Origin of the sequence: Xanthomonas citri pv. citri, from assembly GCF_000961215.1 — a bacterium.
Lineage (GTDB): Bacteria > Pseudomonadota > Gammaproteobacteria > Xanthomonadales > Xanthomonadaceae > Xanthomonas > Xanthomonas cissicola.
Genome location: NZ_CP008998.1, coordinates 1,482,641 through 1,501,957 on the forward strand (window position 1 = coordinate 1,482,641; position 19,317 = coordinate 1,501,957).

At 63.5% G+C, this 19,317-nt stretch carries 10 protein-coding genes and 1 pseudogene; 7 read left to right on the forward strand and 4 right to left on the reverse strand.

Going from position 1 to position 19,317, the window contains the following annotated elements:
* Positions 1 to 57: 57 nt before the first annotated feature.
* Together trmD and rplS are read left to right on the forward strand one after the other, a co-directional pair.
* Complete coding sequence (gene trmD / locus AMD14_RS07090) at positions 58 to 816, forward strand: tRNA (guanosine(37)-N1)-methyltransferase TrmD (RefSeq protein ID WP_003484218.1); 759 nt, start codon at positions 58 to 60, stop codon at positions 814 to 816.
* Positions 817 to 960: 144 nt separating this feature from the next.
* Positions 961 to 1,368: a 50S ribosomal protein L19 gene (gene rplS / locus AMD14_RS07095; RefSeq protein WP_003484215.1), complete on the forward strand. Its 408-nt coding sequence runs from the start codon at positions 961 to 963 to the stop codon at positions 1,366 to 1,368.
* Between the two features lie 270 nt (positions 1,369 to 1,638).
* On the opposite strand, the pseudogene AMD14_RS07100 reads toward rplS, so the two are convergent.
* Positions 1,639 to 3,123 (reverse strand): annotated as a pseudogene (locus tag AMD14_RS07100) (MATE family efflux transporter).
* 381 nt (positions 3,124 to 3,504) lie between these two features.
* Between AMD14_RS07100 and AMD14_RS07110 the strand changes: the two are divergent.
* The 3 genes from AMD14_RS07110 (at position 3,505) to AMD14_RS07120 (ending at position 5,543) form a co-directional block, all read left to right on the forward strand.
* The gene (locus AMD14_RS07110) at positions 3,505 to 4,200 is read left to right on the forward strand and encodes a helix-turn-helix transcriptional regulator (RefSeq protein WP_011050825.1); all 696 of its coding nucleotides are present in this window, start codon (positions 3,505 to 3,507) and stop codon (positions 4,198 to 4,200) included.
* Positions 4,201 to 4,258: 58 nt separating this feature from the next.
* On the forward strand, positions 4,259 to 4,915 hold the full coding sequence (locus AMD14_RS07115; RefSeq protein WP_015462974.1) for a glutathione S-transferase family protein: 657 nt from the start codon (positions 4,259 to 4,261) through the stop codon (positions 4,913 to 4,915).
* Positions 4,916 to 5,135: 220 nt separating this feature from the next.
* Positions 5,136 to 5,543 (forward strand): RNA-binding S4 domain-containing protein, encoded by a 408-nt coding sequence (locus AMD14_RS07120; RefSeq protein WP_011050827.1) that lies wholly within the window; start codon positions 5,136 to 5,138, stop codon positions 5,541 to 5,543.
* A gap of 123 nt (positions 5,544 to 5,666) precedes the next feature.
* Here AMD14_RS07120 and katG read toward each other — a convergent pair whose 3' ends face one another.
* The 3 genes from katG to mutS form a co-directional block, all read right to left on the reverse strand.
* The gene (katG, locus tag AMD14_RS07125) at positions 5,667 to 7,913 is read right to left on the reverse strand and encodes a catalase/peroxidase HPI (RefSeq protein ID WP_011050828.1); all 2,247 of its coding nucleotides are present in this window, start codon (positions 7,911 to 7,913) and stop codon (positions 5,667 to 5,669) included.
* Positions 7,914 to 8,362: 449 nt separating this feature from the next.
* Positions 8,363 to 8,977: a DUF937 domain-containing protein gene (locus tag AMD14_RS07130; RefSeq protein WP_005914697.1), complete on the reverse strand. Its 615-nt coding sequence runs from the start codon at positions 8,975 to 8,977 to the stop codon at positions 8,363 to 8,365.
* Positions 8,978 to 9,265: 288 nt separating this feature from the next.
* On the reverse strand, positions 9,266 to 11,821 hold the full coding sequence (gene mutS, locus AMD14_RS07135) for a DNA mismatch repair protein MutS (RefSeq protein WP_005914698.1): 2,556 nt from the start codon (positions 11,819 to 11,821) through the stop codon (positions 9,266 to 9,268).
* 1,086 nt (positions 11,822 to 12,907) lie between these two features.
* On the opposite strand from mutS, the gene AMD14_RS07140 reads away from it, so the two are divergent.
* On the forward strand, positions 12,908 to 15,721 hold the full coding sequence (locus AMD14_RS07140; RefSeq protein ID WP_040107590.1) for an RHS repeat protein: 2,814 nt from the start codon (positions 12,908 to 12,910) through the stop codon (positions 15,719 to 15,721).
* A complete protein-coding gene (locus tag AMD14_RS07145; RefSeq protein WP_011050832.1) occupies positions 15,718 to 19,317 on the forward strand; it encodes an RHS repeat domain-containing protein in 3,600 nt (1,199 codons plus the stop codon). The genes AMD14_RS07140 and AMD14_RS07145 overlap by 4 nt, the downstream gene beginning before the upstream one ends.

The following is a 19,317-nucleotide window of genomic DNA, read 5'->3' on the forward strand; positions in this document are numbered from 1 at the left end:
CGGTGCCTCGGTGCTGCTCTTGCTCTCCCATTCCCTAACTCGACTCCCGATTCTCCAGTGCGCATCGACGTCATCAGCCTGTTCCCCGAGTTCATCGCGCAATGCGCGGCGTTCGGCGTGGTCGGGCGGGCGCAGGAGCGCGGCTTGCTGGAATTGCAGGGCTGGAACCCGCGCGAGCATGCGCAGGGCAACTATCGCCGCGTGGACGACCGTCCGTTCGGTGGCGGGCCCGGCATGGTGATGCTGATCGAGCCGCTGCGGGCCTGCCTGGATGCGGTGCAGGCCGCAGACGCGCGGCCAGCGCCGGTGATCTATCTCAGCCCGCAGGGGCGGCCGCTCACGCAGGTGCTCGCACGCGAGTTGGCGCAGTTGCCGCGCATGGTGTTGGTGTGTGGCCGCTATGAGGGCGTGGACGAGCGCTTTCTGGCGCAGGCGGTCGATATGGAAATCTCCATCGGCGACTACGTATTGTCCGGCGGTGAATTGGGTGCAGCGGTTGTCGTGGACGTTGTGGCGCGGTTGCAGGACGGCGTATTGAACGACGCCGAATCTGCCGCCCAGGACAGTTTTGAGGGCCCGCAAGGCCTGCTCGATTGCCCGCATTACAGCCATCCGGCGACCCATGCATGGGGCGATGTGCCGGATGTGCTGCGATCAGGCAACCATGCGGCAATTGCGCGCTGGCGCCGGAAGCAGTCGCTGGGCCGGACCTGGTTGCGCCGCCCGGACCTGCTCGACGAGGCGGGGCTGGAGAAGAACGATCGCCGTCTGCTGGACGAGTTTCGCCGCGAACTCGCCCCGGGCGACGAGAAATAAGGGCTCACCCCTAGCTCTTGCAAGATGGATTGGGGTACAATATGCGGCTTGCTGGCCAGCCTTGCGTCTGGCCCTCCTACGAACCTCGAGCAATCGCCGTGCGGCGACTGCCGGTCCAATATCACCAGACACGCGGTGCCCACCATGAGCAAACTCAACAAGACCATCCTGGCTGACTTCGAAGCCGCCCAGATCCAGCGCAAGCTGCCGGAATTCAACCAGGGCGACACCGTTGTGGTGAACGTCAAGGTGAAGGAAGGCAACCGCGAGCGCGTGCAGGCCTATGAGGGCGTGGTGATCGGTACCAAGAATGCCGGCCTGAACTCCTCCTTCACCGTGCGCAAGATCTCGCACGGCTTCGGTGTCGAGCGCGTGTTCCAGACCCACAGCGCCATCATCGACTCGGTCGAAGTCAAGCGTCGCGGTAAGGTGCGCGCCGGTAAGCTGTACTACCTGCGTGGTCTGGAAGGCAAGGCTGCCCGCATCAAGGAAGATCTGGCCGCCGCTGCGCAGGCCAAGGCCGCTCGCCAGGCTGCTGCCAAGGCGGAGTAAGCCGTATCGGCGGGCCGGTCCCGCCACTGCCAGACAGCCGCCTTCGGGCGGCTGTTTGCGTTTGTGGGAATGCACGTTCGGTTGCGGCATCCACGCATGAGGCACGCCGCACCTTGCGGGAATGCCTGCAGTAACCACGCGCGCTCGATCGGGAGTGGGCGGCGTGCGGAGGGTTAGTACCCATGGTCCCATGACGGTTCCAAGCGAACGCGCCTGGAATGGCTGCGGACCCGGCGGTACGCCTGCCGCAAACGCGACTCGAAAACGCGACTAACGCTGCGGTGCCCGAGGCCCGCCTGGCGCGTCGGTGAGCGGGGCTGGGTCGGCGACCGGCGAGGCCGGATGCGCCGGCACTTCCGCTGCAGCCGCAAGTTCCGCCGGATGCGTGGGTGTTGTCAGCATGCGCGCCTTGCGCCAGCCGCCCCAGCGGTAATACGCCAGCGACAGCAGCATCGAACAGGCCGAACTGATCGGAAAGCTCCACCATACCGCATCGGCGCCCAGATGCGGCAGCAGCACGTTGGCCAACGGCACGCGCACGCCCCACAACGAAAAGGCCAGGATCAACAACGGCGGAATCACCGCACCGGTGGCGCGGACCACACCCGAAACCACGAAGCTGACACCGAACAGCAGGAACGACCAGATCGCGATGTGGTTGAGGTGTCGCGCAACCTCCAGCGTGGCGCTGCCTTCGGGCAGAAACAGGGCCAGGGTCCAGCGATCGAACACGATCAGCAGCACGATCAGCAGGCCCGTCATCAGGAAATTGGCGGCGATGCCGGTACGCGCGACCGCATCCACGCGCGACCACAGACCGGCGCCCACATTCTGCGCGGCCATCGACTAACAAGCGGCGCCCACCGCCATGGCCGGCATCTGTACATAGTTCCATAGCTGCAATCCTGCGCCGAACGCAGCAGCGGTTTCAGTGCCGAAGCCATTGACCAGCGACAACATGGCGATCATCGACAGCGAGATCATCACCATCTGCAGGCCCATCGGCACGCCTTTGACGATCAACGCGCGCAGGATGGCTGGGTCGATGCGAAACAGCCGCAGGTCGCTCCGGCCCAGCCACAAGACATGGCGTTTTTTACGCAAATACACCAGCAATCCGGCCAGTGCGACGACCTGCGCGATCAACGTGGCCCAGGCCGCACCGGCAATGCCCAACGCCGGAAACGGGCCGATACCGAACAACAGCAGCGGGTTGAACACGATGTCCAGCAGCACCGACAGCAACAGAAAACGGAACGGCGTGCGCGCATCGCCGGTGCCACGTAATGCAGCCGACAGGAAGGCGAACAGGTACAGCGTGGGCATCGCCAGGAAGATCACCCGCAGATAGTCTTCGGCCAGCGCTTGCGAGGCGGCGGGCGTGCCCATGGCGATCAGCAAATGCGGTGCCAGGTACCAGCCGAGCACGGCGATCACGGCCGACAGCCCGCCGAAGAAGCTCGCGCTGGTGCCCATCACCTTGCGCGCCTGGGCGATATCGCGCGCGCCCATCGCCTGGCCGATCAGGATGGTCGAGGCCATGCCGATGCCGAACACCGAGCCGATCAGGAAGAACATGATGCTGTTGGCATTGGCCGCCGCGGTCAGCGCTTCTTCGCCGAGATAGCGGCCGATCCAGATCGCGTTGATCGATCCGTTGAGCGACTGGGCGATGTTGCCGGCCATGATCGGCAGTGCGAACAACAGCAGGTTCTTGCCGATCGGGCCTTCGGTCAGGACAGCGGATTTGGGCATCGCAGTCGTATCGTCGCGCAGAAGGTGCGCACACTAGCATTGCCCGGGTGAGCCCGGATGCAGCGCACTTGCGGCTATGTGGCGTGGGGCGCGCCGATCGTGGAGCGCGCTGCGCGCCTTGTCTGGCAGCGGCATGCGAAGCTGCCTAGGGTTTGTGCATGCATCGCAACGCGGCAGGTGGGCCTGGCGAGGATGGGGAAGCGTGTATCGGCTGGGCCGCAGCCATGGTCGGACGTGTTCGACAGCTGGCCTGCTGATGCGCCGGCCGAGCGCTGCATCGCGGTTGGATTCCTATGGATGCGCCCATTCGTCTATGACCCGGATGCCGGATCGCTGTGCGGCCCAAAGCAGCAAGGACGCAAAGCCCACTATGCTGTCGCGATGGTGATCCGTGCGACCCGTTTACTGCATCTGCTCGACGCCCTGCGCGGACGACGTCGGCCCGTGGCCGGTGCCCAGCTCGCCGCTGCGCTGCGCGTCAGCCTGCGTACGCTGTACCGCGATATCGCCACCTTGCGCGCGCAGGGCGCCGATATCCTCGGCGATCCCGGCGTCGGTTACGTGTTGCGTCCAGGCTTCCTGCTGCCGGCATTGAATTTCACCGAGGACGAACTGGAGGCCTTGACCCTGGGCGCGCGCTGGGTGGGGCGCCAGGCCGATCCGGAACTTGCGCAGGCGGCGCAGCGCGCGGTGGCGCGCATCACCGCCACGCTGCCCGGCACCCTGCGCGCATCGATCGAGACCAGCGGGCTGCTGGTGCCCGCGGCCGATGTTGCGCAACCGCCCGCACCGTGGCTGCCGATCCTGCGTCGCGGCATCCGGCTCGAACACGTGCTGCGGATGGACTACGCCGATGCCGAAGGCGCTGCCTCGCAACGGCGGGTCTGGCCGTTCGCGATGGCCTTTCTCGGCGGCTACGGCATGATCGCCACGTGGTGCGAACTGCGCGGCGACTTCCGCCACTTCCGTGCCGACCGGGTGCTGGCCCTGGCCGACGACGGCGAACGCTATCCCTCGCGCCGGCATCTACTGATCAAGCGCTGGCGCGCGGCGACCGGCTACGGAGCCGACTGCTGACAGCACCTGTCAGCAGGGCAGGACCAGACTGCAGGCTGTCCACCAGGGAAGTCTGCCCATGTCCACCGAGATCGTGCTCTACACCCACCCGCTGTCACGCGGCCGTGTCGCCCGCTGGATGCTGGAGGAAACCGGCCTGCCGTACCGGGCGGTCATCCTCGACTACGGCACCACGATGAAGGCGCCGGACTATCTGGCGATCAACCCGATGGGCAAGGTGCCTGCGCTGCGCCATGGCGACACGGTCGTCACCGAGAACGCGGCGATCTGTGCCTACCTGGCCGACCTGGTGCCGGAGCGGCACCTGGCGCCGCCGCCGGGATCGCCGGCGCGCGCCGATTATTACCGCTGGCTGTTTTTCCTGGCCGGCCCAGTGGAGGCGCTGCTGACCGCGAAGGAAAGCGGCGTGCTGGCACCGGCACGCAGCGCCGGCTACGGCCACGAAGCGGACCTTCTGCAGACCCTGGAACAGGCGGTCGCGGGCCGCGAACACCTGGCCGGCGACCGCTTCAGCGCGGCCGACCTATACATGGCGGCGGTGGTGGGTTTCTACACGCGTACCGGCATGCTGGAGCCGCGTCCAGCGTTTACCGCCTTCGCGCTACGGCATGCCGCCCGACCTGCGGCACTGCGTGCCAACGCCACCGACGATGCGTTGATCGCGGCGCATCCGAACCCGGATATGCCGCGCACCGTGGACATAACGAGCAGCTAGCGGAGACGGCGGTCCACCGGCGGTACTGCCCTGCGGTGCGGACCAAGCCGCACCTGGTCCTGCCCGCTTGAGTTTCGCAGCCGTGGCCCAAACATCGGGTGTGGCGCACGCCATCGTCGCCGAAGACGCCGGCAACCGAGCCGGCGTTTGCGCAAGATCGCAGCGCGCGCATGCACTGCGCACTGCGCGAGCCAATGCACGACACGAGACCGCGAAACGAATGAATCTAGAGCTGGAACAGGCGATGACGGTCAGGCTGGATGTCTGGCTGTGGGCAGCGCGCTTTTTCAAGACGCGCAGCCTGGCCAAGAACGCAGTGGACACCGGCAAGGTAGACGTGGCCGGGCAGCGTCCCAAGCCGTCGCGCGCGTTGCGCAGCGGCGAACAACTGCGTATCGACCGCGGCGGCGGAATCTTCGAGATCACCGTTGCCGCGCTCAGCGATGTGCGCGGCCCGGCGCCGGTCGCGCAGGCGCTGTACATCGAAAGCGACAGCTCGCGCGAGGCCCGCGCGCAATGGCGCCAGCAGCGCGCTGCCGAGCGCACCGGCTACCGGGCGCCCGAGGGTAAACCGGACAAGCGTGCGCGACGTTTGATCACGGCATTGGGCGATATCGACGCGTTGTAGCGCACTGTCGCAACAGGCTGTCATGCAATAGACCCGCAAACGCAAACGCCCCGGTGATTCGGGGCGTTTGCGTTACCAGGCACACGCACCTGCATGTTGGCAGGTGGGTGTGAGTGAGGACGCCTAGGCCAGATCGAAGCGATCCAGCTGCATCACCTTGGTCCAGGCGGCGACGAAGTCGTGCACGAACTTCTCCTGCGCATCGGCGCTGGCGTAGACCTCGGCCACCGCACGCAGGATGGAGTTGGAGCCGAACACCAGGTCCACGCGCGTGCCGGTCCAGCGAAGTTCGCCGGTGCTGCGGTCGCGGCCTTCGAACACCTCCTTCGCCTCCGAGGTGGCCTTCCACTCGGTGCGCATGTCGAGCAGGTTGGCGAAGAAGTCGTTGCTCAACACACCGGGACGGCTGGTGAACACACCATGCTTCGAGTCGCCGACATTGGCGCCCAGCACGCGCAGGCCGCCGACCAGCACGGTCAACTCCGGCGCGGTGAGGGTGAGCAGCTGGGCCTTGTCGATCAACAGCGCTTCGGCCGGCACTGCGTAGCGGCGCTTGGCGAAGTTGCGGAAGCCATCGGCCACCGGTTCGAGCACGGCGAAGGATTCCACATCGGTCTGTTCCTGCGACGCATCGGTGCGGCCGGGTGCGAACGGCACGGTCACCTGGTGGCCAGCGGCTTGCGCTGCGTGTTCCACTGCGGCGTTACCGGCCAGCACGACCAGGTCGGCCAGCGAGATCTTCTTGCCACCCGATTGCGCAGCGTTGAAGTCGGCCTGGATGCGTTCCAGCGTTGCGAGCACCTTGGCCAGTTGCTCGGGCTGATTGGCCTGCCACTCCTTCTGCGGGGCCAGGCGGATACGCGCACCGTTGGCGCCGCCACGCTTGTCCGAGCCGCGGAACGTGGAGGCCGACGCCCATGCAGTGGACACCAGGTGCGCCACGCTCAGGCCCGAGGCCAGGATGGTCTGCTTGAGCGCGGCGGCGTCCTGCGCATCGACCAGTGCGTGATCGACCGCCGGCACCGGGTCCTGCCACACCAACTCTTCGGCAGGCACATCAGCGCCGAGGTAGCGTGCGCGTGGGCCCATGTCGCGGTGGGTGAGCTTGAACCAGGCGCGAGCGAAGGCATCGGCGAATTGTTCGGGATGCTGCTGGAAGCGCCGCGAGATGGCTTCGTACGCGGGGTCGAAGCGCAGCGCCAGATCGGTGGTCAGCATCGTCGGGCGATGCTTCCTGGAGGCGTCGTGCGCGTCGGGAATGATGGCGTCGGCGTTCTTGGCCACCCACTGATGCGCGCCGGCCGGGCTTTTGCTCAGCTCCCACTCGAAACCGAACAGATGGTCGAAGTAATCGTTGCTCCATTGCGCAGGCGTGGTGGTCCAGGTGACTTCCAGGCCGCTGGTGATGGTGTCGGCGCCCTTGCCGCTACCGTAGCGGTTATGCCAGCCGAAGCCCTGGCTTTCCAGCTCGCCGGCTTCGGGTTCGGCGCCCACGTAGTCGGCCGGGCCGGCGCCGTGGGTCTTGCCGAAGGTGTGGCCGCCAGCGATCAGCGCCACGGTCTCTTCGTCGTTCATGGCCATGCGCGCGAAGGTGTCGCGGATGTCGCGCGCGGAGGCGATCGGGTCGGGGTTGCCGTCCGGGCCTTCCGGATTGACGTAGATCAGGCCCATCTGCACGGCGGCCAACGGGTTTTCCAGGTCGCGGGTATGCGGCACCTGGCTGTCGTCGTCCTTCACCAGCACCCCGTGCGCTTCGTCCACGCCGGGCGAACCGCGCGAATAGCGCTCGTCACCACCCAGCCACTTGGTTTCGCGGCCCCAGTACAGATCCTGATCCGGCTCCCAGGTATCTTCGCGGCCGCCGGCAAAACCGAAGGTCTTCAAGCCCATCGATTCCAGCGCGACGTTGCCGGTGAGAATCATCAGATCGGCCCAGGAAATGGCCTGGCCGTACTTTTGCTTGATCGGCCACAGCAGGCGGCGCGCCTTGTCCAGGCTGACGTTGTCCGGCCAGCTGTTGAGCGGGGCGAAGCGCTGCTGCCCACGTCCGCCGCCGCCACGTCCGTCGCCAATGCGATACGTGCCGGCGCTATGCCAGGCCATGCGCACGAACAGCGGGCCGTAATGGCCGAAGTCGGCCGGCCACCAGTCCTGCGAATCGGTCATCAACGCATGCAGGTCCTGCTTGAGCGCCTGTAGGTCCAGGTGCTTGAACGCGTCGGCATAGTTGAACGACGGGTCCAGCGGGTTGGATTTGCTCGAATGCTGGCTGAGCAGATCCACGCGCAGTTGCTTGGGCCACCAATCGCGATTGGTGGTTCCGGTACCGACGACGGCGTGGTTGAACGGGCACTTTGCTTCGGTGGTCATGGCAATACCTGTGTGCAGGAGCACTTGGGGAGCTGCGTGCCGAAGGTGCCGGCACGTGCTGGTGGAATCGAAATCGCGGGCGGTGCTTAAGACTGGGTCATCAGGAATGGGGAAGTTGCGTGCGATGCGGGCTGCGCATGGTCGCCTCGGTTGTCGATGCTAGCGCCTGCCTGGGTAGCCCGGAATGCATCGACGGGCAGTTTGGTGAGCGGCGCAAGCAAGCGCATCAGGCGGACTTATCGTGGAGGCGTTCGCACACGATAAAGAGCATCGATCATTTGGTGAATTCGAATTATTCAACCATATCGATAGTGTGCTGCTATGGATAGCACGCGAGTGCCCGACCAGCGTGCCGGATGGTGATCGCGGCGCAGTTGCGGCAATCAAGGCGTTCCCGCAACGGATGCACGCAACGGATGCATGTGACGATGCGTCGGAGACTCAGCGTCTCAGCGTTTGCCGAACAGGCTGCCGCCCAGTTTCATGACATCGCCCAGGCCCAGCTGCCCGTCGCCGTCCTGGTCCAGCACGCTGGTCAGTAACCCGCCGGCGGCGGGATGGCTGCGCACCTGCTGATGCTCCTGGGCCAGCGCAGGCCCGAGCTGGCTGCTGGATGCGGCTTCGCCGCTCAAAAAGCGCTTGGCCAGATACGCCATCACGATCGGGGCAAGCAGTTGCAGCAACTGACTGGCCTTACTGGTCTCCAGCCCGGTGGCCTGGCCCAGGCCGGCAGCGGCCTGCGGCGCCTTGTCGCCGAACAGATGGCCGACGATGCCGGCACCGTTGCCCTGCGCACCGGTGGCCGAGCCACCCAACAGCGAGCCGAGCAAGCTGCCGAGGTCCGGGCTGGCAGCATGGTCGCGTTGCAATGCGACCAGCAACGCATCGGTGCCACCGGCCTGCTGGCTATTGCGGCCCAGCGCGCCCATCAGCAGCGGCAGCGCGGCCTGCACTGCCGACCGCGCCTGCTCTGGCGCAATGCCCAGGCGGCCGGCGAGCTGCTGCAGCTGCGGGCCCTGCAATTGCGCAGCAAGTTGATCGGTCAACGAAGCGGATGTGGTCATCGGAAGGTTTCCTGTCTGGCGAAGCCTTGCGGCAGGGTGCGCCCGTCGCGCCGACAGATCAATCCAGCGACCTGCACACGCCAAGCCTGACGCGACACGATGCAGGACTGGGCAACCACGCAATCATGCGATCACGACTTCCAACCTGAGCGAACAAAACCCGCAAAGCAGGATCAAATCGATCCCCGAGTCCTGCAAGGCAATGCGTCCGAAAGCGCAGCTCACGCAGCTACGCTCTTACGATTCCCGATTCCCGATTCCCGATTCCCGATTCCCGATTCCCAGCCCTCAAAGCAACGCCTTCAACCGATACAGCGCCTCCAGCGCCTGCTTGGGCGTGAGCTCATCCGGGTCGAGCGCTTGCAAGGCTTCCTGCGCAGCGGAGGAGGGTGCGGTGAACAGTCCGAATTGTTGCGGCGCATCCAGTGCGGTGGGCGCCATCTGCGCGCTGTGGCTTTCGCCGCCGCGTTGTTCCAGTTCCGCCAGGCGCCGGCGCGCCTGCGTTACCGCCGCCTTGGGCAGCCCGGCAAGTGCGGCCACCTGCAGGCCGAAACTGCGATTGGCCGGGCCATCTTTCACTGCGTGCATGAACACCAGACGCTCGCCGTGTTCGACCGCGTCCAGATGCACGTTGGCGATACCGCTGGCGCCACCGGCATGCGATGCGTCGGCCAGTGCGGTGAGCTCGAAATAATGCGTGGCAAACAGCGTGTAGCAGCGATTGGTCTGCGCCAGATGGCGCGCGACTGCATCGGCCAGTGCCAGGCCATCGTAGGTGGAGGTGCCACGGCCGATCTCGTCCATCAGCACCAGCGATTGCGGGGTGGCGTGATGCAGGATGTAGCTGGTTTCGGCCATTTCCACCATGAAGGTCGACTGCCCGCGCGCCAGGTCGTCGCCGGCGCCGATGCGGGTGAGGATGCGGTCGATCGGCCCGATCACCGCACGGCTGGCCGGCACGTAGCTGCCGATATGCGCCAACAGCACGATCAGGGCGTTCTGCCGCATGTAGGTCGATTTACCGCCCATGTTCGGGCCGGTGATCACCAGCATGCGCCGATCGCTGTGCAGGTCCAGATCGTTGGGCTCGAACGGTTGCTCGCGTACCGCCTCCACGACCGGGTGACGGCCGCGTTCGATGCGCAGGCAGGGGGCGCTGTCCAGTTCCGGCTGCGACCAATCCAGTGCCTGCGCGCGCTCGGCAAAGCCGGCCAGGACATCCAGTTCGCTGAGTGCACCTGCGCAGCGCTTGAGACCTTCCAGCTCGGTGCCAAGCGCATCGAGCAGGCCTTCGTACAACAGTTTTTCGCGCGACAGCGAACGCTCGCGCGCGGACAGCACCTTGTCTTCGAAACTCTTGAGTTCTTCGGTGATGTAGCGCTCGGCGTTGGTCAACGTCTGCCGGCGGCTGTAGTGCAACGGGGCTTTCTCCGCCTGGCCCTTGCTGATCTCGATGTAGTAGCCGTGCACGCGGTTGTAGCCGACCTTGAGCGTGGCGATGCCGCTGCTGGCGCGCTCGCGTTGTTCCAGGTCGATCAAGAATTGATCGGCATTGGTGGACAACCGACGCAGCTCATCCAGATCGGCGTCGTAGCCGGTGGCGATCACGCCGCCGTCGCTGAGCTTGAGCGGCGGCGTCTCGGCCACTGCGCTGATCAACAGATGCGCGGTGGCATCGTGCTCGCCGAGTTCGGCATGCAGCGCCTGCAGGCGCGGCGAATCCAACGGTGCCAGGATTGCGCGCACCTTCGGCAACAGCGCCAGGCCATCGCGCAAGGTGGAAAAATCGCGCGGCCGCGCCGAGCGCAAGGCCACGCGGGTGAGGATGCGTTCCAGATCGCCGAGCGCACGGAAGGCTTCGCGCAGATCGGCATCGGCAGCTGCATCGATCAACGTGCCGACCGCATGGTGGCGCTGCACCAGCACATCGCGCAGGCGCAGCGGACGGTGCAGCCAGCGCCGGAGCAGACGCCCACCCATCGGCGTGACGGTGCTGTCCAGTACGCCGAGCAAGGTGTTGCGGGTATCGCCATCGACGCGGGTGTCCAACTCCAGATGCCGGCGCGTGGCCGCGTTCATCGAGATGGCCTCGCTGGCCACTTCCATCGCGATCGAGGTCAGGTGCGGCAAGCGCTGTTTCTGGGTCTCTTCGACATACCCGAGCAATGCGCCGGCGGCCGCCGTGGCGCAAGGTTTGTCGTCGATGCCGAAGCCGGACAGATCGTGCAGTTTGAAGAACGCCAGCAGCTGGCGGCGCCCGCTGTCGGCATCGAACAACCACGGCGGCCGGCGCCGCACGCCGATGCGCCCGCGCAGGAATTCGGGCCAGTTGTCTTCGTCGGGCACCAACAGTTCGGCCGGTTCCAGACGCGCGATTTCCGCTTCCAGCGCATCGGCGCTGTCCACTTCATTGACCAAGAAGCGGCCGCCGGCCAGATCGGCCCAGGCCAGGCCGTAACCTTGCTTGCTGCGCGAGATCGCCATCAACAAGGTGTCGCGACGTTCGTCCAGCAGCGCCTCGTCGGTGACCGTGCCAGGCGTGACGATGCGCACGACCTTGCGCTCGACCAATCCCTTGGCCAGCGCCGGGTCGCCGATCTGCTCGCAGATCGCCACTGACTCGCCCAGTGCCACCAAGCGCGCCAGATAGCCTTCATACGCATGCACCGGCACCCCGGCCATGGGAATCGGCGCACCGCCGGAGCTGCCGCGCTGGGTCAGGGTGATGTCGAGCAGCCGCGCAGCCTTGCGCGCGTCGTCGTAGAACAGCTCGTAGAAATCGCCCATGCGGAAGAACAGCAGCAGATCGGGGTAGTCCGATTTGGCTGCGAAGAATTGCTTCATGAGGGGTGTGTGCTCTACAGCCCCACCGGCGTTCTTGGTTTTTTCTTTGGGATCAGTGCTTTGCAAGAAATGTTCTTCCGGGATGTGGCAGTCAATCAGGGCCGATTTCGACGATTCGCCATGCCTTGTTGCACGGCGATTGCGACGACCCACTCAGCGGGACGAAATCCGTGTCGCGGCCAAACGGGCGGGTGGCTGAGGTCACGCAGCAGGTGGTGAGGGACCATGACCCGCCCGTGTCAGCGGGGGCTCCAAGTTTAAGCCCACATGCCGAAAAATCCTTGGCTGTCCGGTCCAGGGGAGGGTCGGACATGCGTCTCGGTGGACGATCGGCTGCCATGTCCAAGCCTCCGGGCGGAGAACGAAAGACCGGCGGGCTTCTGGACGACGAGCGGAAGTCCTCGCTGAGGTTTGCTTCTACATGGAAAAGCGGACTACAACCTACGAACCGGTGCGGCGCCTCCGGCAACGTGTGCGTCGCTTCGAACCGGGGCAGGGTCACCATGATCAGCCTGGCGCAGGTTCGTGTCGCAGCGCTGCAGCGGCTTGCGCTAATGCGAGAACCGCTGACGATTTACCCATCAGCAAATTTGGAATGCCAAGCGAACAAGCTGAGGGCGGTCACAGTGATGCACCTCCGCAGGCAGCTTAGGGCGATTGGTCGTTCGGATTGCCGCGCATCCGGCGCTCATCGCGTACGGCCTCAGCGGGAGACTGCCAGCTCCGCTTGTCTGAAAAGCACTGATGGCTTCGTCAGAATTATCTGATTGCAATGTAGGCCAAGCTCTCTAGTTCTGGGTTATGCGAACCCGAACGCTTTCGCCGTCAGTATCTTGGCATTGCCGTGGTCGTCTGAGAGCGCACTTTCGTGCGTGACAGCGCGTTGACAAGCCCATGGCTCTGAGCAACCTTCGTCAGCGCGAGAGCATTGGGGAATGACTGCTGGTCGCGCTTCGCGCGCTCTCGAAACCTTCTGCCTAGGGCTGGCCATTGCCTGCGTGGGCGAGCGCTGCTGCTTGCTGTGCGCAGCATTGGCCTGCCCATGGACACCGATGAGCTTCGTGCTGGCCTTGGTCAGTCGTCAACTTGGAAGATGCTATGGAATCGGGCAGGACCTCGCGTCAGAGACGCGTGTTTGGATTGGCGCTGGCTGCTTTGGTTGGACTGTCGCCTGCACTGGGTGCGGCCGAGGATGTCTACGACGACTATGGCAAGTTGATCCAATCGGGCGCAGTGGTGAAGAGCCCCGGCGACAAGCTCTTCGGGGACAGCATCAACCTCTATACGGGCTCGATGGAGATCGTCCAGACCGATGTGGATCTGAAGGGCAACAATGCGCTCCAAGTCCGTGTAGGTCGTCGGTTCACGGTGGGGAGCCCGACGAAGGGCCACTTCAAGCTTTGGGATTTGGATATTCCCTACATGCATGGTGTCTTCGGCTTTCCGGGTGGCAACATTGCTCCCGATGGCTGGGTGGTCAACGGGACCAGGGACACGGCCTACAGCCGCTGTAGCCGTTATGAGGTTCCCCCTGCCTTTGAAAATCAAGGTGGCTACTTTGACCCTTCGGAGTTTTGGAGGGGAAGCTTTCTTTATCGGCCAGAGAGCGGGGACCAAGAGCTTTTGCAGACCTCAGCCCAGGCGCTGCGGCCGAACGATGGCAGAACCTATCCCATCGTCTTGAAGGATGGTTCTGCCGTCCGCTGCCTGGCGTCGCTCGATGGCGCCAGCGAGTCGGGTGCTCGTGGCGAAGGGTTCGAACTGGTCGACACGCAGGGCAGCGTGTATGCGTTCAACCACATGGTTTCGCGCACGTATCCAGCCTTGAGCAAGTCGTCGCCTGTTCCCCAAGCCAATTCGGTGGGCACGGCATCTGCTGGCGGGGCGAGCATGACGACAGCAGGTATCGGGAACATTGTTCCCATGGTGGCCAACAACTACATTCTGGTTCGCAAAGAGGTCTTGATCTATCCCACGCGAGTGACCGATCGCTTCGGCAACACGGTGACGTACAACTGGAATCCTGGCGCCCCTTGGCAGCTGCTAAGCATCGTTGCCAGTGACGGCCGTCGAATCGACTTGTCGTATGCCGGGGGAGACGGCAACACCATCACGTCAGTGACCACTGGCGGGCGGACATGGTCTTACGGCTACAGCGACACCCTGGACACGGTGACGTTGCCTGACGGCAGCAGCTGGACCTTCGATTTGCTCGCTTTGTCCCGTGCACGTGTGACTTACGGCCAGCCACCAGGCTGCGACAACATCCGCCCGTGGTCACGCACCAACGTGGTCGGAAGCATCACGGCGCCCACGGGCGCTCGCAGCGATTACACGGTCAACTCGATGCTCATGGGACGGTCGTGGGTGCCCAGGGTGTGCCGGATCCAGGAGGCCTACTCGGACATCCCCTACCAGTTCTACGTCATGGCCGTCACCAGTCGTCGGATCTCTGGCCCCGGGTTGCCCGCACAGGGACTCACGTGGACGTATGACTACGGCACGCCCAATAACTGCTGGCAGCCAAGCCCCTACCCAAATCCCAGCGACCCTGCCAAATACGTCGAATGCAATGCCGGTTCCCCCATCACGCGGGACATCACGGTCAAAGATCCCGCTGGGCAGGTCACGCGCTACCGGTTTGGCAATCGCTACTGGTCCAACGAGGGTCTGCTTTTGCAGCAGGACTTCGGATGGAACGGGTCGACGGCCAAGCGCACAAAAATGAGCGACTACGCAGCGTTCGATGCAGCACCTTACGCGGCGAGGACCATGTATCCAGCCGGCAACTACGGGGACAACACCGTGGCTGCCAGGCAGCGGCCTGTGCGCCAGGTGATCACGATCGACAACGGCGACCAGTTCGTTTGGCGCATCGCGGACTGCAATGGGCAGCCGTGCTTCGATGAGTTCGCGAGGCCAACGCGCACTGAGCGGTTCAGTCCTTGGCACAGCCGCACCGACGAAACCGCGTATTACGACGAACGCGGGGCGTGGGTGTTGGGACAGACCGCCATGGCTCGCAACGTCAACACAGGCATCGCGATCTCTCAGATTGACTATGGTGCCAATGCATTGCCCCAGACGGAGCGGCGCAACGGAAAGGTGGTTGCGACTTATACCTACAATCCCGATGGGACCCTGGCCCAGGTCAAGGATGGCCTAGGAAATGCAACGACCCTGTCCGGTTGGAAGCGTGGCATCCCCCAGACGGTTGCAAATGCCGATGGCACGGCCAAGTCCGCCTCGGTGGACGACAACGGGTGGATCCGCCAGACCACCGACGAGAATGGATTTGCGACCACGTATGGTTACGACGCGATGGGCCGGCTGAATGCCACGAACTACCCATCGGGCGACAGCACAGCGTGGAACTCGACCGCACAGACATTCGAGCGGGTGGGTAGCGACGAATATGGCATCGGTGCCGGCCATTGGCGCCAGACCGTGACTACCGGGAACGCCCAGAAGATCACTTACTTTGATGCGCTGTGGCAGCCGCTGTTGACGCGGGAATACGACGCGGCAAACTTGGCGGGAACGCTGCGGACCAAGCGCTTCGCCTACGACCATGAGGGAAGGGCCGTCTTTGCGTCTTACCCGAGCAGCACCGAAGCGGCGAGCACTGGGATCTGGACCGAATTCGACGTGGTGGGCAGGCCCACGGCGATATCCCAGGACAGCGAGCAGGGATTGCTGACCACGATCACGCAGTATCTGCCTGGCGCACAAACCCTAGTCACCAACCCGCGAGGTGCTCAGACGCGCACGGGTTACCAGGTGTTCGATCAACCGGTCTATGACGCGCCTGTGTGGGTGCAGCTACCAGAGTCCAGCAGGACCAACATTACTCGTGACGTTTTCGGCAAGGCGATCAAGATCGAGCGGGGTGCTCAATGATATCGTGCATGGAAGCAGTGAATTCTGATCGTAGGGACACTCAAAGAATCGCCAATCGAAAGTCGCTCTTCTTCTCCCTCATTTCACTAGTGCTTGGTTTTCTCCTGCTGTCGGGATTTTTGGGTAGGGCCGAGGCTGCAAGGCAGTGCCCGGATGGATCGCCTGCAGGCCGGGGAAATGTATGTCCAGATGTTCCTGACAACGCTGCAGAATGGATCGGGTATAGCACGCCCGGTCAAATGGTCGTCGGGCAGACCTATGCAGTAAGCGCAACCTATAAGAACGTTGGCAATCAGGTGTGGGGTTCAAACCTCGGCTATAAACTGGGATACGCGGGAACTCCTAGTGTTGCGAGTCCCTGGGGGCTAGACCGAGTCCAGCTGCCTAGTGCTGTCTCGATCGACAGCAAAGTGACGTTTAACTTTAGCGTTACCGCTCCAACAACGCCCGGTCAGTATCAGTTCGTATGGCGGATGCTTCAGGACGGAAAAGCGTCGTTCGGTGGGTTCGGCTCCCAGACCGTGCAGGTCATTCCGTCGCTCATCAAAGGCAACATCGACGGCGTCACCTACAGTTCAATCTCTGGCTGGGCGTGTTCAACGTATTTGAACCGCTCGGTCGATGTGCACATGTATCTGGGGGGCTCCGCTGGCTCGGGAACCCTCGCGGGGGCCACTGCAGCCACATTGCCAAGTGATGCCGGTATCGCTAGCGCTTGTAGTGCTTCGGGCAGCAACTACCGATTCTCGTTCCCCCTCGATGAGAACTTCATCATCCAGAACGGCGGTAAGGCTATCTATATCCACGGGCTATCTCCGGTAGGTGCCTCAAACGACACCATTTCCGGGTCGGGCGCAGTGGCCGTGCCTGCATCGGTGATCAAAGGGCGGATCGAGGGTATCCAGGACAACAAGGCGATTGTCGGTTGGGCGTGTTCTGCAGGACTAAGCCGATCGATTGACGTCCATATGTATGCTGGCGGGCCCGCCGGCAGCGGCACGATTGCGGCCATCGCCAGTGCAAACCTTGCCAGCGAACCGGGCGTTGCCAGCGCTTGCTCATCGTCAGGAAGCAACTACCGCTTCTCAATTCCAGTGACCGAAGACCTGATTCGAAGCCAAGGCGGCAAGCCGTTCTATATCCATGGCATTTCTCCGGTCGGTCGGGACAACTCCCTCATTGATGGGTCGGGTGCACTCTCGATTCCTGCTATGCAGCGTAATGCTGCTTTCGTATCTCAAAACATGCCTGCGCAGCTCCCAACCGGACGTTCTGTCACCGGGTCCGTGCGGTTCACGAACACGGGAAATGTCACTTGGCGCCAGGGGCAGGGCTATCGGGCTGTGTTGGTTGGCGATACGCGAGGATGGTCGCCAGGCGAAGTGGGCCTGCCATCCGATGTTCCGCCTGGCGGCAGTGTGGACTTCAACTTCAGCCTCCGCGCTCCCCTTGGTGCGGGCGGCTACAACCTGCGTTGGCGAATGCGCGATGGTGCCGGTGATTTCGGCAATGAATCCAGCAACCAGGTCGTGCAGGTGGTGGCGCCGCCGCCGGTGGAGCATGGCGTTGGCCTGGCGGCCCGTAGCTACGTCTACGATGCGAACCAGCAGCTGTGCAAAGTGATCGAGCCCGAGAGCGGGTCGACCGTCATGGCCTACGACGCGGCTGGTAACCTGGCATGGTCGGCCAGCGGCCTTGACCTCCCCAGCACGACCAGCTGCGACCTGGAAGCCGCTGCTGCCAGTGGCCGCCAGGTGGTGCGCACCTACGACACTCGCAATCGCCTCAAGACCCTGCGGTTCCCTGACAAGAATGGCAATCAGGACTGGTCCTACACCCCGGACGGACTGCCTGCACAGGTCACGACCTGGAACGATGCCGGTAGCTCATCTGTCGTCAATGCTTACAACTACAACAAACGTCGGATGCTGACATCCGAATCGTCTGGTCAGACCGGTTGGTATACCTGGTCCATCGGCTACGGCTATGACGCGAACGGAGCACTTGCAAGTCAGGCCTATCCCACTGGGCTGTCGATCAACTATGCGCCCAATGCTCTTGGTCAGCCGACCGATGTGCGCGATCAATTTGGGAACGTCTACGCCTCCGGTATTGGCTACTACCCCAATGGAGCCGCGCGGCAGTTCACCTATGGCAATGGTGTGAGCCACTCGCTCGTGCTCAACGGGCGCCAGATGCCCCAGCAGGTGCGGGACAACAACGTCGCTTCGTTCGAGTATCAATACGACGCCAATGGAAACGTCGGCGCCATCATCGATCAGCAGCGGGGGACGGGCTACAACCGCTACATGGGGTATGACGGACTGGATCGCCTGATGGAGGCCGGCTCGGAGCGGTTCGGCGGCGACAACTGGAACCGCTATACCTACGACGTGTTGGACAACATCCTCACCGCCAAGCTTCCAGGTGTGCGCGAGAACAATTACTGGTATGACGCCAAGAACCGCTTGACCAATGTCCAGAACAATGCGGGCGCCACCACCGTCGGGCTGAGCTACGACCCGCAGGGCAACCTCAAGAACAAGAACGGTCAAGCCTATACCTTTGACTACGGAAATCGTCTGCGAGATGTCACCGGCAAGGAAAGCTATGCCTACGATGCCTACGGCCGTCGCACGATAGCTGGCCGACCCACGACGCGGACCGTTCAGGTCTATACCCAGGCTGGCCAGCTGTTCTACACAGAGGCGTCGGGCAAGGGCAACATGGAATACGTCTATCTCAATGGGAGCCTGCTTGCCACCCGTAACTCAGGAACCATCAAATTCCAGCACACCGATGCGCTGGGCAGCCCTATCGCTGTGACGGACACGGCGGGGCAGGTCGTGGAGCGAACCGACTATCAGCCCTACGGCAGCCCCATCGGCAAGACGGTCGATGGCATCGGCTACACCGGGCACGCCATGGATGGGGCGACCGGACTGACCTACATGCAGCAGCGTTACTACGACCAGGACCTTGGGCGGTTCTTGAGCGTGGACCCGGTGGCCGCGGACTCGGTGTTTGCAGCGAACTTCAATCGCTACTGGTATGCAAACAACAATCCTTACAAGTTCACTGATCCGGATGGAAGGCAGTCAGCTGCCGATAGGTATTACGGTGCAGCCGTAGGCTACATGCTTCGTAATGACCCGGAAAAGCTGCGTATATGGATGGCTGGCGAAGCTGCTGCGACTACTGAGGGTAGCCAGGCAGAGCAAGGTGCAGCGATGGGCCAAGCCGTAGGCGAGTTCGTCGATGCGGGAGATTTTTCAAACGAAGCGATCGCGGGTGCACTTTTAAAAGCCGCTGCAGCAGGGGTTACGCGTGGAAGGTCAGGCAGGCCGGGAGACTTCACCCGGGGTCAGCGTAACGCGTTCAAGAGGGAAAATGCACAGCGTAACGATGGTCAGATGAGATGTGATGACTGTGGAAGAGAGGTAAGGAATGTCGCCAGTGAAAAGGGCGTCCCGACCCCTCCAGACCAAGCCCAGGTCCATCATGACCCGCCGATCAAGGATGGGGGCGGACGTCACAGCGACGGTAAGGTAGTCTGTCCAGAGTGCCACCAGGACAGACATAGGCGAGAAGAGTAA

Excerpts from the sequence above, each read along its gene's own strand:
- rplS (WP_003484215.1), top strand. The coding sequence starts at position 961 with ATGAGCAAACTCAACAAGACCATCCTGGCTGACTTCGAAGCCGCCCAG.
- AMD14_RS07110 (WP_011050825.1), top strand. The coding sequence starts at position 3,505 with ATGGTGATCCGTGCGACCCGTTTACTGCATCTGCTCGACGCCCTGCGC.
- AMD14_RS07115 (WP_015462974.1), top strand. The coding sequence starts at position 4,259 with ATGTCCACCGAGATCGTGCTCTACACCCACCCGCTGTCACGCGGCCGT.
- AMD14_RS07120 (WP_011050827.1), top strand. The coding sequence starts at position 5,136 with ATGAATCTAGAGCTGGAACAGGCGATGACGGTCAGGCTGGATGTCTGG.
- katG (WP_011050828.1), bottom strand. The coding sequence starts at position 7,913 with ATGACCACCGAAGCAAAGTGCCCGTTCAACCACGCCGTCGTCGGTACC.
- AMD14_RS07130 (WP_005914697.1), bottom strand. The coding sequence starts at position 8,977 with ATGACCACATCCGCTTCGTTGACCGATCAACTTGCTGCGCAATTGCAG.
- mutS (WP_005914698.1), bottom strand. The coding sequence starts at position 11,821 with ATGAAGCAATTCTTCGCAGCCAAATCGGACTACCCCGATCTGCTGCTG.
- AMD14_RS07145 (WP_011050832.1), top strand. The coding sequence starts at position 15,718 with ATGATATCGTGCATGGAAGCAGTGAATTCTGATCGTAGGGACACTCAA.